This is a genomic window from Candidatus Sulfidibacterium hydrothermale, from assembly GCF_020149915.1.
In the GTDB taxonomy this organism is placed as follows: Bacteria; Bacteroidota; Bacteroidia; order Bacteroidales; family F082; genus Sulfidibacterium; species Sulfidibacterium hydrothermale.
On the sequence record NZ_CP083760.1, the window covers coordinates 2,455,341 to 2,470,442 of the forward strand.

The following is a 15,102-nucleotide window of genomic DNA, read 5'->3' on the forward strand; positions in this document are numbered from 1 at the left end:
CGGGAAGAAACTTTTTATCCCACAGGTTTTTCCTTCTTGCATATCCTGATTTTTTGGTTATTTTTGTTCCTTTCAGAAATCATTCTTTTTTTATTCACCAATACCAAAACTTATGTTTAAAGGACACCCTAAAGGCCTCTATGTGGCATTCTTTGCCAACATGGGCGAGCGGTTTGGCTACTATACAATGCTGGCCATCTTTGTTTTATACCTGCAATCGAAATTTGGCTGGGATGCCACTCAAGCCGGACATGTTTACGGCGGATTTCTGTTTGGCATTTATTTTCTTCCGCTGCTGGGCGGTTTTATTGCTGACAACATTCTTGGTTACGGAAAGACTATTGTGCTGGGTATCATTGTGATGTTTATCGGCTATCTGATGCTGGCCTTACCCGGACACGGCGAGTGGTTTATTTATGGTGCTCTGGCCGTTATTTCATTGGGGACAGGACTGTTTAAAGGAAATCTGCAGGCACTGGTTGGAAACTTATACGATGAATCCAAGTACAAAAAATTACGCGACTCGGCTTTTAATATCTTTTACATGGGCATCAACATTGGGGCTTTCTTTGCTCCGAGTGCGGCACGTGCCGTACGCAGCTGGGTTTTAAAAAGTCAGGGGCTCGAATACGATGCAGCCATTCCTTCGCTGGCACACAAATACCTGAACGGCACACTGGCCAATGCCAAAGAATTGTCGCAGTTTGCCCACGAGCAGATGGGGAGTCATTTCACCAATCTTGAAGAATTTTCGCGGCATTACATTGATGCACTGAGTAAATCGTACAATGCCGGTTTTGCCGTGGCAGCTCTCAGTATGATTCTTTCTATTGTGATTTTTCTCGGTTTCCGGAAATATTACAAACATGCTGATATAACCCACAAACAGCAAAAGGCACTGAACAAAGACAGTGTAGTAGAGCTTACCCCGGAACAAACCAAAGACCGTTTGATGGCCTTAGGATTGGTTTTCCTTGTGGTGATTTTCTTTTGGATGGCTTTCCACCAAAATGGATTTACGCTTACCATATTTGCCCGTGACTACACGGTAAGTGCTGTAAATAAAGCCACTGCTGTCATCTTTAACTTGTCCACCTTTTTGCCTGTTCTTATGGGTATTCTCGGAATTGTTTTGGCTGTCGGAAAAAACAATTCGGCTAAAGTGCGGCTCATTGGCGCAGCCATCGCCGTGGGTTCGGCCCTGGTAGGTTATTATACCATCAGCCAACTCAAACCGGAAGGAAATCCTATTTCTCCGGAAATATTCCAGCAGTTTAATCCTATTTTTATCGTATTCATGACTCCGGTGATCGTAGGATTCTTCTCCTATCTCCGGAAACGCGGAAAAGAACCGTCGTCTCCAAAGAAAATCGGAATCGGTATGGTAATCACGGCACTGGGATTCTCCATCATGGTACTGGCTTCACAAGGATTGATGAGTCCGCATGATCTGGCCCAACAGGGAGGGGTTTCGCCCGTACTGCGTTCTCCGTTCTGGCTCATCGGCACTTATTTCACCCTGACCATTGCCGAATTATTTCTGAGCCCTATTGGCATTTCGTTTGTTTCGCAAGTAGCACCGCCACAATACAAAGGGCTGGCACAAGGGGGCTGGCTGGGTGCTACGGCCGTAGGGAATCTTGCTGCCGGACTTATCGGACCCTTTTGGGATAAATGGGAACTGTGGCAGTTTTTTGCTCTTTTGGTCGGACTTACACTGCTCTCGGCCTTGTTCATTTTCTCCATCCTGAAGTTGCTTGAAAGAGCGACTAATTCTTAAAAAGATCAATCAGTATGGTTCAAGCATTTATTGAACCATACTGATTTTTTCCTGTACTTTTGCCGCATGAACTCTCCATTTGGCACGAAACACCGATATAACGCCTATTCCGATTATTTTAAAAGGACTTTTGGCGAACGGGTACAGAAAATTACCATCGATGCCGGTTTTACCTGTCCGAACCGCGATGGCACGCTGGCACGTGGCGGTTGTACTTATTGCAACAACAATGCTTTCAATCCGTCCTATTGTCATCCGCAAAAACCGGTAGTCCAACAGGTAGCCGAAGGAATCGAATTTCACAAAGTACGTTATCGCCGTGCTTCGCGGTATCTGGTTTATTTTCAACCCTATTCCAATACTTATGCCCCGCTGGAAAAGCTAAAGAGTCTTTACGAAGAAGCCCTGGCACAGGAAGGCGTTACCGGTCTGGTAATCGGAACCCGCCCCGATTGTGTGGATGATGAAAAACTGGACTATCTGCAACAACTGGCCGAAAAATACTATATCATTATTGAATTCGGAGTAGAAAGCATATATAATCAAACCCTGGAACGTATTAATCGTCAACACACTTTTGAGCAATCTGTTGAGGCCATTAAAGCCACTGCACAGAGGAACCTGCATGTGGGTGCACATTTTATTTTTGGTCTTCCCGGTGAAACCCGCCAAATGATGCTGGACTCGGTAAAAACGGTTTCGCAGCTGCCGCTGACCACCATCAAATTCCACCAGTTGCAAATCATTACCGGAACAGCCATGGCAGCAGATTATAAAAAACATCCGGAAAACTATTCGTTATTTTCGTTTGAAGAATATCTTGATTTTATTATCCGGTATACCGAGCAACTCAATCCGGATTTTATTATTGAACGCTTTGCCGGGGAAGTGCCGCCGCGATTTTTAGCCGGACCGGGCTGGGGACTGATCCGTAACGACCAGATCAATGTCGCCATTGAAAAAGAGATGGAAAAACGCAATACCTGGCAGGGAAAATATTATAAACCTTGAGTGATGACTGTCAACAACTCATATGAACTCTTCCGAAAAAAGAGGAACAGCGAAAAAGCGGGCTTTGTGCAACCGGTTATTGTAGCCGATCATATCCAGTCACCGATGAACGTGGGGGCCATTTTACGGCTGGCTGCCAATATTCATGCCACCAAAGTTTGGCTGGTATATAAAGAAGACCCGGGATTTCGTTCTTACAAAATCAAAAGCACCTCTTCGGGCGCCAGCGAAAAAACCGACTGGGAAATTATTTCACCGGAAAAATTACCGGAAGTTTTACCGGCTGACTATGAAGTTGTTGCCATTGAAACTACTGAAGATGCACAAAACATTTACCAGACCCGGCTTCCGGAAAAGATTGCTTTTGTAGTCGGGAACGAACGGTACGGCATTTCGGACGAACTCCTCCGGCTCTGCTCACAAAAGGTTTTTATTCCCATCCCCGGCCCTATCTCATCACTAAATGTCAGTCATGCTTTAGGAATTAGCCTGTTTGAATGGCTACGCCGGCAGATAAACGAAACTACCGGGCCGTTTTAACTACTTTCTGCTTTTTAAGGACCGTACCTTTTTCATCTTTTACCAGTACAAAATACAATCCATCCGGGAGCGATTGCATATCAATCCGGTCAGCAGCAGTGGTTTTCAACAGCTCTCCCTGCAGTGAATAAAGATATTTTACAGCCGGAACCTGTCCTGAAAAATGCAGGACATCCGAAACAGGATTGGGATACACAGAAAAATTTGCTTCTGCATAATGGGGAATCGCCGTGGCTGTCGTATCCCCCCAAATGAGTTGCACATACTCCGGATGATCAATAAACGGATTGCGGTTATGCTGATAAGAATAAACCACATCATTACGATGGCGTTCAAAAGCATCTACCGGATCTTCTTCACTCCAGCGCAGCAAAGTATGCAACATGGCAAAAAGCGGTTCTCGCGTATCAACATCTGCCGGAAGATAATCAATAAGCTGAAGATCAGGCTCTCCGTTTTCACCTTCATAACGGGTAGCCATATAAAAGATCATGCGGGCCACATCGCCTTTCACTTCTTTCCGGGGTTGCCAAACCCAACGGGTAGTACTTGTATAACTTCCGGTAAATACTCCATCATCATAAACTTTTACCGTACAGGAATCGAACCAACGATTACTACGGGCACTGTTTACAGAAATATCAGCCGGACGTAAGTTATGAGCATCCGTACCCGCCGGCGGGTCGGTATCAAAATCGCCCCGCGACTTGGCCCAGACATGCTCACGCGACCATCCTTTCCCGTTATTATATTCCTGAGCGGCATTTACAGACCGGCCGGTGTACAACAAAATTACATTGTCAGGATTTGCTGTATCGCGATCGGTTTCCTTCAAAATATCCCACACATCTGTCGAACTACTCGTATAAGGATAGGTCGTGTGCCCTTTAATGATATTGTATAGCGCTGTTTTTAAGGCTTTTCCTTTTAATCCGGCTGCCCCATCATAATAACCATCCGGAATCTGGGCAATAAGAACAAAGCCCAATAAGGAAAAGAAAAAAGAAAGTAAGAATCGTTTCATATGCAAAAAAATATAAGCCGCAAAGATAGAATAATTTTCATATGACCGGGAAGCCCCGTCATCTTTCCATTCAACGATATCCCAAAGAGAAAAATCTCCCCTTTTTGACAAATAAAAAAATATAAAATAATAAAAGACCTTTTACTCTTTTATTTTAAAAAAAAGTGTATTTTTGCCGCAGAATTCAACTAAAAAAAGATGGTCATTACCGGAAATACAAAGATTTCAAAAATCATAAAGCAAGACAAAAATGTGATTGATGTCATTGCTTCAATCAATAAGCATTTTCGCAAGTTAAAAAATCCGATATTGTGTAAAATGCTGGCTTCGCGCGTAAGCGTAGCCGACGCCGCCCGGATTGGCGGAATCAGCACAGAAGAATTTCTGAAAAAATTACAACAACACGGCTACGCCGTGCAATTTTCGGATTACCCTGAAAATGAAGAAGTAAAAAATACGAACCATAATTCTTTAACCGATAAAAAAGTGATGGACAAAACAAATATTGTAACCCTGGACGCTCGTCCCATACTGGCCAAAGGCATTGATCCGTTTGACGACATCATGAAGACACTTAAAAGTATGAATGACGATCAAACCCTTTTGATCATTAATACTTTTGAGCCCATTCCGATTTTGAATATCCTGAAAAAACGGGGATATGAATACGAAACGGAACGTCCCGAACCGGGCGTGGTTCATACCTATCTGCAAAAAGCCGGGAAGCCGGAAGACGGCAAAACAATTACCGAAATTCATACTTCAAAAGAAGATGATTTTGAATCGGTTGAAAAACGTTTCGACGGAAAAATGAGAGAAATTGATGTGCGCAACATGGAAATGCCCATGCCTATGGTAACCGTTTTGGAAGAGCTGGAAAAACTCTCGCCGGGAGAAGCCCTGTACGTTCACCATAAACGGCTGCCCCAATACCTTTTACCCGAACTGGAAAACCGCGGTTTTCAACTGGTTCAAAAGCCTGTTAACGAAGAGAATTTAAAACTTATTATCTACAAATAATGCAAGCAGGATTAAGTACAAAAAATGCCCCGTCACCTTCGGTGGTTTTGCCCCATTTTATTTTTGCGGCACTGATGTTTCTTACCGCAGCATTTGTCTTAACCGTGGCAGCCCCTCACCTGCTGCTTCCGTTCCACCTTAATCCGCAAATGCTGACAATCACGCATCTTATGGTCCTGGGGTTCATCACCATGATTATCTTCGGCTCTTTGTATCAGCTTATTCCGGTGGTCATGGAGGTGAAGCTTTACAGCGAAATTCTGGCTAAAATTACTTTTTGGTTGTTTGGCATTGGTTTGCTCATTCTGGTATACAGTTTCTGGGAAGCCGATTTCGGCCCCAAGCAAGACTGGCTTTGGTTCGAAATATCCGGCACTCTTGTGCTCACTGCTGTTTTTTTGTTTGCCATCAACACGCTGGTGAGTGCATCCCGGTCTGACCGGATGGATATGGGAAATATCTTTGTGGTAACCGGTATCATTTATCTGGTTTTAACCGTTTCGCTGGCCATTTTAATGATTATCAATTTTGCTCATCCTTATATCCCGGTAAGCGTTTTGGATTTATTAAAAATGCACCTGACCCTGGGATTGGCCGGATGGTTTTTATTTTTGGTTATCGGTGTATCCAGCAAGCTAATGCCCATGTTTCTGATCATTCACAAACTGCCTGATCATTTGCTAAAATATGCCTATTATCTGCTGAATGCCGGAGTTATTGCCCTGTCTTCGGTTTTATATTTCTATCCGAAACCCTGGGCCGTAATTGTATCGACTTTATTTATCCTGGCCGGAATCATCCTTTACCTGGCTTTTATCCGGTATGCTTTCCAGCACCGGTTTCGTAAAAACCTGGATACCGGCATGTTACTTTCCAAAGCCGCTTTTTTGCTTTCGGTACTAACCCTTGTATTGGGAATTTTGGCAATTGCCGCGCCTGACTTTTTACAAGATTACCAAATCCAGGTAGATGTTGCCTTTATAATGAGCATTATCTTTGGTTTTCTGACAGCACTCATACTGGGACAAACCTACAAAACACTCCCTTTTATTGTGTGGCTGCAAAAATACTCTGCCAAAGTAGGGAAACAAAAAATTCCGTTGCCCCAGGAAATTTATTCCGATCGTATTGCGCGCTGGCATATGCAAACCTACTATGTGGCTTTTGCTTTTTTAATGGCCGGAGAGCTAATGAAAGCGACATGGCTCATTCAGTCGGCCGGGGCCATGTTTTTAATTACCGCTGTTTTGTACAACATCAATGTTTTTAAAATTGTATTTCACAAAGAAAAAATTATAGAAAATGAGTGACATTCATCATCTGACAGAAAAAGAGAAAGAGATTGCAGAATTATTAAAAACCGTTATTGACCCGGAAGTAGCCGTTAACATTATCGACTTGGGTCTGGTTTATGAAATTGATTATAACGAAGAAGAAAAAACCATTAAAGTGGTCATGACACTTTCCACACGGGGCTGTCCGCTGGGCGATACCATCATGCAAAACGTGGAAGTGGTCCTGCAATCGAACTATCCCGATTTTAAAATCGAAGTAGAGTTGGTTTGGGAACCCATGTGGTCACCTGAAATGATCACAGAAGCCGGACGCCAGGCTATTGAGGGTTTTTAAGATCATAAAAAAATAATTCTAACATCAAGGTGATTTAAAAACGGAAAAGATGTTTTTCTCCAAACCTACAGAATACGCGATCAGGGCCATGGTTTATCTCTCGGTTTATGCTTCGGAAGAAAAGAAGCTGGGGCTGAAACAAATGGCCCAGGATCTGGAGTTTCCGGAGCATTACCTGGGGAAAGTATTGCAAGACCTTACCAAAAAACATCTGATCCGTTCAGCCAAAGGTCCGCACGGTGGTTTTTACATGGAAGAAAAAGATCTCGACATTAGCCTGTTGGCCATTATTGATGCGCTGGAAGGATTACAGTTTTTCAACACCTGCGGACTGGGGCTTCACGAATGCAATGAAGAACGCCCCTGCCCTATCCATAAAGATTATCAGATTGTCCGGGGAAATTTCTTTAAAATCCTTTCGGAAAAAACCATCCGGCAGATGCGCGAAGATTTAAAAAATGAAGTAGCATTTATGGATTTTTACCGGGCAGAAAAAGAAAACGAATAACGCTTTTATTTTTTGGGCGTTGCCCGCAAATCAAAAGAAATCCCAATACTGTCGCTCACAATAAAGTTCTTACGGCTTTTAGCCACATGGGCCGAATAACTGGTGATACCCCATCGCAGCCGGTTGATATAAAACTTATCCGACTTGATCTCCAGATGGTCTCCTTTTTTCAAAATACGCACCTTAAAAGTTATACAGCCCTCCACTCCCGTGAGTTCCAGATCACCGGTTACTTCGTACTCACTGCCTTTTATGTGACGGGCATGATCAAGAACAAAACGCGAATAAGGATATTTTTTGGTATTGAAAAAGACATCGGAGCGTAAAATATTTTGCAATGTCTTTTTCATCAATTGATAGGTAATATCCTGATCGAATACGCTGTCCATTTTCATCAGGATATCAGCACCAATCAAATTTTCCCCACTCATTTTCAGGCATCCCTGTTGCAAATACATATAGCCGTGATGGATATTACACGACCAGTAAAGGCGGCTGTGCACCGTATCAATACGATATTCTGTAGTATCTCCTTTTACCGGTTCCATGGCAAATACCGAACCACTCATCAAAAAAGAGAAAAACAGGTATGTAATTAGTCTTTGTTTCATCGTGTCCAGTTGTTATTGAGCAATATGACGTTCAGTAATAACCCCGGTAATTTTATCATCTTTCAGCAACTTTTTCAGTTCTGCCGGAATATTTTTAGCCTCTTTAAAAATGGTATTTCGCATTTCGGCACCATAAAAATTACAGCCTTCGAGGTCTGCCCCGGTAAAATTGGCTTCCTGCAAATGGGCACCACCAAAATTCACCCGCTTTAAAATGGCATTTTTAAAACTGGCGCCTTCCAGTCCGGCCCCGGTAAAATCAGAACCGGTCAGAATACAATCGTCAAATCGGGATTGGGTAAGCACGCCCCGTATAAAACGGGTGTGAATTGCTATGGAATGGCTAAAATCAGCATGGGTAAACTCCACATCTTTCATCAGGGCATTGGTAAAATTACAATACCGCAACGAAGCCCGGTGTCCGGTCATTCCAAACATATTGGCCCCCTGAAAATCGGAGCTGTCCAGCCGTGAATCCGTCACATGGTCATGAAAAAGCTTTGCCTGGCTAAAATCACAATGTTCAAGTAACGAACGGTCAAAAAGTGTCCAGCGGATATCAGCAGCCCTGAAATCGGAATAACTAAAATTACTTTCGCTGCATTTAGCCGAACGCATACTGGCTCCGCGGAAATCACCTTCTTCCACATGTACACCGTTCCAGTACACTTTATCCAACATGGCACGGCGAAAATCGTCGCCGTTTTGCGGTACCGGCTTAATGCCTTTGGCCCGGACTTTTCCGCTGCGCCGCGTGGTCTTTATGGAAACAATGCTGTCGATTTCATGCGGGCTTAAAAAATTGGCCACTTTTTTCATCACAACAGGTCCATTCTTCCCGTCCGGCCGGACAGCGGACATACTTTTTGTCGATGTCTTTTGCTGCTCTTTTGAAGCCTGATTTCCACAAGCCACAAGTCCAAAAAACAAAACGATCACCGGTACTATTCGAACAAAACGTATCATCTGAACTGCAATAATCAAAAAAATTAAATAATATCTTTCCGGTTAAACCGGCGATTTCCGAGCCATCCAAACAAAAAGCCCAGCAGCGTAGGATAAAGCACAGAAAAAACAATAAAGGTACCCCGGCTTACCGTATCCAGTATAAAATAAGCAGCAGCTCCCATTACGGTCAGTTTTGGATCAAAAAGAACCAGAACGCCCACCCTGAAAACCTGCAACGGATTCAGCATTCCCAATCCGATAACAACGTTAGGGCTGACCCGAAGTTTCAGCAACATTCCCATCAGTAAGAGATCAATAAAAGCCACCAGCATCAGCCAAAGCACAAAAGCAGTACTCACTGCCATTTCCTGCGAACGGGCATAAACAGAAATAAACATGCCGATTCCGAGAAAGCAGAAAACCATGGCCGCCAGCAAAAAGCTGTACAAAGCAAACATATCCCAGGGAATGTCAAGATTGGTAACGGATCCCCAAATTACCGCTCCGGTAAGCGAAACCAATAACGGGATATAAATCACAATAAATTTGGCAAAAAACTTTCCCCAGTAAAAATCGCTCAAAGAAACGGGTAACGAGAGCATATATTCCATTACATTACTCTCCTTGTCGCCTACAATAGAGCGCACCACGGTTATCAAAACATAGATAGGGATAATCACCATACAAACCTGCATAAAGGTAACCATCAGGCGCCCTAACCCCACGAAGCCGATAATTTGCGTTTCGGTAATTCCCGAAACAAACATAAAGGCCACAAATCCGCCAAATAAAATGCTGTATATCCAAAAACCCTTACTTCTCAGACTTTGGTTCAAATCCAGAACCAAAATCGACTTCAAACCTTTTGCCATATTTTTTCTGTTACTTATCGGGAGAACCTGCAAAAAAAGAAAACCAACGAGAAATCGTTCTCGTTATTTTTTCTTCATTCCTTTTCCCATCATTTTATGTTCTTTCAAAAACTCTTCACGCATGGTTTTCCCTTCATCAATCCGTTTAAACATCTGCTGAAAAGTATACGTGGAATCATTGGGCTGTGCCACAGCACTGTAACCATATCCCATGGGCGTATGTTTTCCGAAGTTGTAATAGGCTTTTTCGGCATCTAACCATTTGCCTTTATGTTCGCTGTCGCCTACCCAGATTTGTACTTTTTTTCCTCCGGTAAATTTTTTCCAATCGGGACTTTTCATGTATTCATGCAGACATCCGATATCATCAAACCACAGCACATCGCCATACGAATTAATGGCCTGAACAGCATATTCCTGATCAGCAATTCCCATCAGGCACTGGGCACAAATATCCCGGTCGTAATTAATCTTACGGGGAGAGAAATCAGGAGCATGACTACAAGAAGCCAAAAACAACAAAACAATCGGAAGAAACATAAATTTTTTCATCTTTTTAATTTTTTAAAGGTTCTAAAATCTTATCTAAAACAATTTTTCCAAAATCCATTTCTACCACCCGGTTTACCAAACCGGATATTTCAGACATCCGGTGGCTGCTCAAAACCAAAAGCGCTTCTTTGTTATACCGGCTGAGGTAGTCAAAAAATATTTCCCGGGCAGCCGGATCGAGGTTGGCAGAAGGTTCATCCATCAGCAAAATAGCCGGTTTTTTACCTAATGCAAACGAAACCAGCAACTTCTGCTTCATACCACCAGATAAAGCCACAAAAGGCTTATTGTAACTGTCGGCAATTTTCAGCCCCAGTTTTTCGGCAATATCCACATATTCATCTTGCGAGGTATGGCTTAAATCGGAAAAAAACCGCAACAATTCTTTCACTGTAATTTTCAGTGGCGGAGGAATTTGCGGAACAAACCCCACTTCTTTCAGAATTTCCACCCGATGCTGGCGGGGGCTTTTATTCAGTACTTCAAGACTTCCGTCAAAAACATACTGTCCTAAAATACAACGAATCAATGTTGTTTTTCCGGCACCATTCTGTCCGATCAGGGCAATCCGGTCGCCTTCATTAAAATCAACGGACAACTCTTTCAAAACGTTTACTTTATTGAAAGATTTGCTCAATCCTCTTGCCCGGATCACCGGCTGATTATTTTCTTTCTCCATCATAAAATTCTGTCAAAACCTTTAACTGTATAACTCAAGGCATTTCCCGGACAAATATCAATACACAATCCGCAACGGGTACAATCTGCTCCCACATCATGGCGTTTGCTGGTCGCTTTTCCCCGTTCAACAAACCAAAGCTCATGCGGAACAAGGCATACGGTCTGACAATCAAGGCAATGCGCACATTTATCCAGATCAAATTTCACGGCAAGTGGCGAAAGTTGTCCGACCATACTGTAAGTGGCTCCGATAGGACAAACATACCGACACCAAAACCGCTTGCTGTAAACAATTTCAAAAACAATCAGCACTAAAATCCACAACAGAATCAGTCCCGGGCCGTAAATCATGGCACGCGAGAGAATACCTACCGGATTTAAATCTTCAAAAACCAGGTTCTGCGTAAGCAAAGCCAGCAAAAGAAAACCTGCCCAAAAAACATAACGCAAATACCGGTTGTAGGTATGTTCTTTAATTTTTTTCTTTTTCACCAGATAATTATGCAGCTTTTCGCCCCATTCGGCCAGGAAATGATAGGGGCAAATCCAGGAACAGAAAGAGCGTCCGCCCATCAAAAAGTAAAAGATAAAAATGGTACTGGCTCCAATAACAAAGTTCATGGTCAGATGCACCCAGTGGCCGGTATAAAACGAAATCACCAGCTGTTGTAAAGTATTAAACGGATCCATCAGATAAAAACCGATAAGTCGTGAGCCGCTTAAGGAACCTTCCAACATGGAAAGGTCAAACATAAAAGAGAGAACAAACAAGCCATTAATGGCAATCAGCACTGTCCAGCGGATGGTACGCCATTTATGTCGCCCACCGAATTTTTCACGCCACTCTTTAAAGCTCAAACCTGCTTTGGTATAAGGCATCTCTTCCTTGCTCTTCACCGGCAGAGGTGTTTTATTCTTTTTTCCAAACATAAGGCTAAGCATTTACAGGTTTAACAACAATGCTGGGTTCTTCGGTCGGACAAACCATCACACATACGCCACAGCCCACACAACCGTCGAGCACCTTCGGGCGATAAGACACAGAACCATCCGGGCGGGTTTGTTTATCCAGCACAATGGCTTCATCACCCATCGGACACTCTTTTACACAGATATCGCAAATTTTTTCGTCATACTGTTTATCCCGCAATGGAGTTGCTTTCGGGGAATCTCCGTAAGGAGACCGGTTAACGCCTTTGAAATCTTTCCCGCGGGGAGTTCCTTTAAATCCTTTTCCGAGAACAGCAAGACAGGTTTTGTCATTTACCTCTGCCACCCCCATTTTTACCTGCCGTTTCATGGCTTTTATCTGAACCGGAAACGGATTATAATTGGGGTCGGCTTTATGCGTTTTGTCATATTGTTCAATGGCTTTTTCCCCTGCATTTTTAAACGGAATAAAATAGAGGGCAGCTGTCGGACAAGTTTCCACACATTGAATGGAATCACAGGAGAGATCGCAGGCCTGCTCACGGGCATCGATATAAGGCGTTCCATAAGCCAGCCCGTCTTTGATTCCGGCAAATTTAATGGCTTTCACCGGGCAAATCTGGATACACAGGCCACATTTAATACAAGCATAAATAAAAGTTGTTTCGTCAATTGCTCCCGGAGGTCTCAGAAATTTTTGGTTTACCCGTTTTTCGGTAGTTACTTTTTGCAAGTACCCTACCCCGACACCCACGGCAGCCATAGCGCCCACCGCAATGGCACTTGATTTGAGAAACTGACGGCGGTTAAGTCCATCGGTTTGTCTTTTCATACTGGCACGCGTTTAATTAGTTAAGCATTCTTTTTTCCCTAGTAATATTGACCAAATATACATATAATAGGTACTTAAACACTATTTTTTGAAGAATTTTTTTAAGGCAATATGTGCTGAACCAATCGCGGTAGTAAATTGGGGGTGAGGATGAATATAAATTTTTCGCATTAACTCGTTTTCCAGGGCATCGACCATGCCTTTGTTCAGGGCTGTTCCACCGTCAAACAAAACATCGTCTTCGATGCGTCCGCGGGCAGCCAAACGGGCAATCCGCCGGGCAATGGAATAATGGATTCCGGAAACAATTTCATTGACCTGGTGACCGGCGGCAAGCAAGGATATAATTTCAGACTCGGCAAAAACGGCGCACGTGCTGTTAACCGGCAAAGGAGAATCTTTGGCTTCAAAATGCAAGCCTTCCATCTCTACGATATCCACTTCGAGATTACGGGCAGCAATATCCAAAAAACGGCCGGTACCTGCTGCACATTTGTCATTCATTACAAAGTTTTTGATATCTCCGTTTTCATCGAGCAGAATCACTTTGGTATCCTGTCCGCCCACATTGATAATGGTTCGAATTTTAACGCCTTCCTGCTGGTAAGCCCTTGCTCCTACAGCGTTCGCTGTCAACTCATTGACATTTTCGTCACTTCCTTTGAACAATTTTCTTCCATAACCGGTAGAAACCGTGTAAGCAATATCTTCTTTTTGGATATGATTTCGAAAAAGCAACAAATCCAACGCATCCACTGCATTTTGATTAAACCGGCTTCCGGTAGGCGAAGCGCCTTTGGCCACCAGTTCTTTTTCTTCGTTGATAATGGCAATTTTTATGGTTGTCGATCCAATATCTATTCCTACAAAATACTTCATCTCTCTCTGCTGCTATTTTTTATTTTTCAATGAATCAAGAAACGCTTCCAGGCGGGTGGTAAGCTGCCCGAAGTCATCCGGATTGTAATCCGATTCAATAAACAGGGTAGATACCCCCAGACTCTCTACAAAATTTCCTACCGTCCGCGATTCCATATCGTACAACTGACAACCGGTAAAAGTCTGATAAATTACCCCGTCCACTTTAAAATCTTCAATTCCTTTGGCAATTTTTCTTTTTCTGTCGTCGTTCGGACTAAAATTAGGGCAAGTACTGGGTTTCAGGTACCTGTCGGCTACGGCAGGAATCATATCATACAAAAACCATTCGTCCACCGCCACGGTATCCCAAATCATCCGGCTGGTAGAACAAAACTCTTCATAAACCACCACTCCACCCAGTTCTTCAATTAAAACAGGAAGTTTTACATTGGGGAAAATGCTGGGCGAACCCGTTAAAAGAATACGGGGAGAATGGGCCTTTCCGACATAAACTTTTTGTTCTATCCGTTTTTCAAGCTCATCGTTGAGTTCTGATAATTTTTGTGTCCACCGCTCAATATCATCAAAAAAATAGGCATTGGTCACCAGAATGGCATCTTTACCGTAAATAACCGGGGCTGTTTTTCTGATTTGATTAAACCGGCGATATTCGGCTTGTGCTTTCGCCACCATTTTAATGGCTCTTTTCAGGCTCCGGCGTGTAATTTTATTTCCGGTAACCGATTCCAGTTTTTTTACAAATTTTTTAATCACCCGGTGCCAGTAACGGCGGGCTTCTTCCGTATCTTTAGTAGGGGGAACTTCAAGCAGATAAAGTGGTTTACCCAGTTCATCCCCCATTTCGCCCATTTTTTTCTTTTGGTCGCAGGTAGCCGGATTTACAATGAGAACAGGGTCAATATTACCGGGTAAAATATCAAGATAGATGGCCCCTAAAGTTGATTTTACCATCGGACAGGTTTTCGCCGGCAAAAACTCGGTTCCAATCTGGTCCATCGAATAAGCGCCGGAGCAAATACGCACCGGCACTGCTCCCACGGCGTAAATCAATTCGAGCGGAACATGAATACACATGGAAGCCACCACCTTTTTTCCCTGATAAGAAGTATCATCACCACTGAGAAACTTTTCGTAACGATCGTAGAAATAATTCATTCCTTGCGGGTTATCGGGAAATTTATCCACCATCTCCGCAAGGTTTCGCTTAATTTCCATGGAGTAATGAATACTCCCTGTTTTTCTCATCCGCTCGTACCGGTCTTTACTCACAGTATGTTGCATA

At 43.3% G+C, this 15,102-nt stretch carries 17 protein-coding genes; 7 read left to right on the forward strand and 10 right to left on the reverse strand.

Going from position 1 to position 15,102, the window contains the following annotated elements:
- Positions 1 to 112: 112 nt before the first annotated feature.
- The 3 genes from LA303_RS10045 (at position 113) to LA303_RS10055 (ending at position 3,331) form a co-directional block, all read left to right on the forward strand.
- On the forward strand, positions 113 to 1,780 hold the full coding sequence (locus LA303_RS10045; protein ID WP_240525184.1) for a peptide MFS transporter: 1,668 nt from the start codon (positions 113 to 115) through the stop codon (positions 1,778 to 1,780).
- 66 nt (positions 1,781 to 1,846) lie between these two features.
- Positions 1,847 to 2,791 carry a TIGR01212 family radical SAM protein gene (locus tag LA303_RS10050; RefSeq protein ID WP_240525186.1) on the forward strand — a complete coding sequence of 315 codons (945 nt, stop codon included), beginning with the start codon at positions 1,847 to 1,849 and terminating at the stop codon, positions 2,789 to 2,791.
- A 66-nt stretch (positions 2,792 to 2,857) separates the two neighbouring features.
- Complete coding sequence (locus tag LA303_RS10055; protein ID WP_240525188.1) at positions 2,858 to 3,331, forward strand: TrmH family RNA methyltransferase; 474 nt, start codon at positions 2,858 to 2,860, stop codon at positions 3,329 to 3,331.
- Here LA303_RS10055 and LA303_RS10060 read toward each other — a convergent pair.
- Positions 3,315 to 4,355: an endonuclease gene (locus LA303_RS10060; protein WP_240525190.1), complete on the reverse strand. Its 1,041-nt coding sequence runs from the start codon at positions 4,353 to 4,355 to the stop codon at positions 3,315 to 3,317. The two genes, LA303_RS10055 and LA303_RS10060, sit on opposite strands and share 17 nt — an antisense overlap.
- A gap of 198 nt (positions 4,356 to 4,553) precedes the next feature.
- Between LA303_RS10060 and LA303_RS10065 the strand changes: the two genes are divergently transcribed.
- From LA303_RS10065 to LA303_RS10080, 4 genes are read left to right on the forward strand one after another with little or no spacing between them, the layout of a single operon-like run.
- Positions 4,554 to 5,375: a DUF2249 domain-containing protein gene (locus tag LA303_RS10065; RefSeq protein ID WP_240525192.1), complete on the forward strand. Its 822-nt coding sequence runs from the start codon at positions 4,554 to 4,556 to the stop codon at positions 5,373 to 5,375.
- Positions 5,375 to 6,685, forward strand: coding sequence for a heme-copper oxidase family protein (locus LA303_RS10070; protein WP_240525193.1), 1,311 nt, complete (start codon positions 5,375 to 5,377; stop codon positions 6,683 to 6,685). Before LA303_RS10065 ends, LA303_RS10070 begins: the two co-directional genes overlap by 1 nt.
- The gene (locus LA303_RS10075) at positions 6,678 to 7,004 is read left to right on the forward strand and encodes a metal-sulfur cluster assembly factor (protein WP_240525195.1); all 327 of its coding nucleotides are present in this window, start codon (positions 6,678 to 6,680) and stop codon (positions 7,002 to 7,004) included. Before LA303_RS10070 ends, LA303_RS10075 begins: the two co-directional genes overlap by 8 nt.
- A gap of 49 nt (positions 7,005 to 7,053) precedes the next feature.
- On the forward strand, positions 7,054 to 7,512 hold the full coding sequence (locus LA303_RS10080; RefSeq protein WP_240525196.1) for an RrF2 family transcriptional regulator: 459 nt from the start codon (positions 7,054 to 7,056) through the stop codon (positions 7,510 to 7,512).
- 5 nt (positions 7,513 to 7,517) lie between these two features.
- On the opposite strand, the gene LA303_RS10085 is transcribed toward LA303_RS10080, so the two are convergent.
- From LA303_RS10085 to LA303_RS10125, 9 genes are all read right to left on the reverse strand, one after another.
- Entirely contained in the window at positions 7,518 to 8,123 is a 606-nt protein-coding gene (locus LA303_RS10085) for a YceI family protein (RefSeq protein WP_240525198.1), read from the reverse strand.
- Between the two features lie 12 nt (positions 8,124 to 8,135).
- On the reverse strand, positions 8,136 to 9,089 hold the full coding sequence (locus tag LA303_RS10090; protein ID WP_240525200.1) for a pentapeptide repeat-containing protein: 954 nt from the start codon (positions 9,087 to 9,089) through the stop codon (positions 8,136 to 8,138).
- Positions 9,090 to 9,112: 23 nt separating this feature from the next.
- Positions 9,113 to 9,943 carry an ABC transporter permease gene (locus tag LA303_RS10095; RefSeq protein WP_240525202.1) on the reverse strand — a complete coding sequence of 277 codons (831 nt, stop codon included), beginning with the start codon at positions 9,941 to 9,943 and terminating at the stop codon, positions 9,113 to 9,115.
- Between the two features lie 63 nt (positions 9,944 to 10,006).
- Entirely contained in the window at positions 10,007 to 10,495 is a 489-nt protein-coding gene (locus tag LA303_RS10100) for a hypothetical protein (protein ID WP_240525204.1), read from the reverse strand.
- Positions 10,496 to 10,499: 4 nt separating this feature from the next.
- Positions 10,500 to 11,177 (reverse strand): ABC transporter ATP-binding protein, encoded by a 678-nt coding sequence (locus tag LA303_RS10105; RefSeq protein ID WP_240525206.1) that lies wholly within the window; start codon positions 11,175 to 11,177, stop codon positions 10,500 to 10,502.
- Positions 11,174 to 12,106, reverse strand: coding sequence for a NapH/MauN family ferredoxin-type protein (locus LA303_RS10110; RefSeq protein WP_240525207.1), 933 nt, complete (start codon positions 12,104 to 12,106; stop codon positions 11,174 to 11,176). The genes LA303_RS10105 and LA303_RS10110 overlap by 4 nt, the downstream gene beginning before the upstream one ends.
- Before the next feature lie 4 nt (positions 12,107 to 12,110).
- Positions 12,111 to 12,938 (reverse strand): 4Fe-4S dicluster domain-containing protein, encoded by an 828-nt coding sequence (locus tag LA303_RS10115; RefSeq protein WP_240525209.1) that lies wholly within the window; start codon positions 12,936 to 12,938, stop codon positions 12,111 to 12,113.
- Positions 12,939 to 13,019: 81 nt separating this feature from the next.
- A complete protein-coding gene (locus tag LA303_RS10120) occupies positions 13,020 to 13,817 on the reverse strand; it encodes an acyl-CoA dehydratase activase (protein WP_240525211.1) in 798 nt (265 codons plus the stop codon).
- Between the two features lie 12 nt (positions 13,818 to 13,829).
- A complete protein-coding gene (locus tag LA303_RS10125; protein WP_240525212.1) occupies positions 13,830 to 15,101 on the reverse strand; it encodes a double-cubane-cluster-containing anaerobic reductase in 1,272 nt (423 codons plus the stop codon).
- Position 15,102: the final 1 nt, after the last annotated feature.

Bases quoted from the DNA above. Each gene is read 5' to 3' on its own strand.
- LA303_RS10045 (WP_240525184.1), top strand. From the start codon at position 113: ATGTTTAAAGGACACCCTAAAGGCCTCTATGTGGCATTCTTTGCCAAC.
- LA303_RS10050 (WP_240525186.1), top strand. From the start codon at position 1,847: ATGAACTCTCCATTTGGCACGAAACACCGATATAACGCCTATTCCGAT.
- LA303_RS10060 (WP_240525190.1), bottom strand. From the start codon at position 4,355: ATGAAACGATTCTTACTTTCTTTTTTCTTTTCCTTATTGGGCTTTGTT.
- LA303_RS10065 (WP_240525192.1), top strand. From the start codon at position 4,554: ATGGTCATTACCGGAAATACAAAGATTTCAAAAATCATAAAGCAAGAC.
- LA303_RS10070 (WP_240525193.1), top strand. From the start codon at position 5,375: ATGCAAGCAGGATTAAGTACAAAAAATGCCCCGTCACCTTCGGTGGTT.
- LA303_RS10075 (WP_240525195.1), top strand. From the start codon at position 6,678: ATGAGTGACATTCATCATCTGACAGAAAAAGAGAAAGAGATTGCAGAA.
- LA303_RS10080 (WP_240525196.1), top strand. From the start codon at position 7,054: ATGTTTTTCTCCAAACCTACAGAATACGCGATCAGGGCCATGGTTTAT.
- LA303_RS10085 (WP_240525198.1), bottom strand. From the start codon at position 8,123: ATGAAACAAAGACTAATTACATACCTGTTTTTCTCTTTTTTGATGAGT.
- LA303_RS10090 (WP_240525200.1), bottom strand. From the start codon at position 9,089: ATGATACGTTTTGTTCGAATAGTACCGGTGATCGTTTTGTTTTTTGGA.
- LA303_RS10095 (WP_240525202.1), bottom strand. From the start codon at position 9,943: ATGGCAAAAGGTTTGAAGTCGATTTTGGTTCTGGATTTGAACCAAAGT.
- LA303_RS10100 (WP_240525204.1), bottom strand. From the start codon at position 10,495: ATGAAAAAATTTATGTTTCTTCCGATTGTTTTGTTGTTTTTGGCTTCT.
- LA303_RS10105 (WP_240525206.1), bottom strand. From the start codon at position 11,177: ATGATGGAGAAAGAAAATAATCAGCCGGTGATCCGGGCAAGAGGATTG.
- LA303_RS10110 (WP_240525207.1), bottom strand. From the start codon at position 12,106: ATGTTTGGAAAAAAGAATAAAACACCTCTGCCGGTGAAGAGCAAGGAA.
- LA303_RS10115 (WP_240525209.1), bottom strand. From the start codon at position 12,938: ATGAAAAGACAAACCGATGGACTTAACCGCCGTCAGTTTCTCAAATCA.
- LA303_RS10120 (WP_240525211.1), bottom strand. From the start codon at position 13,817: ATGAAGTATTTTGTAGGAATAGATATTGGATCGACAACCATAAAAATT.
- LA303_RS10125 (WP_240525212.1), bottom strand. From the start codon at position 15,101: ATGCAACATACTGTGAGTAAAGACCGGTACGAGCGGATGAGAAAAACA.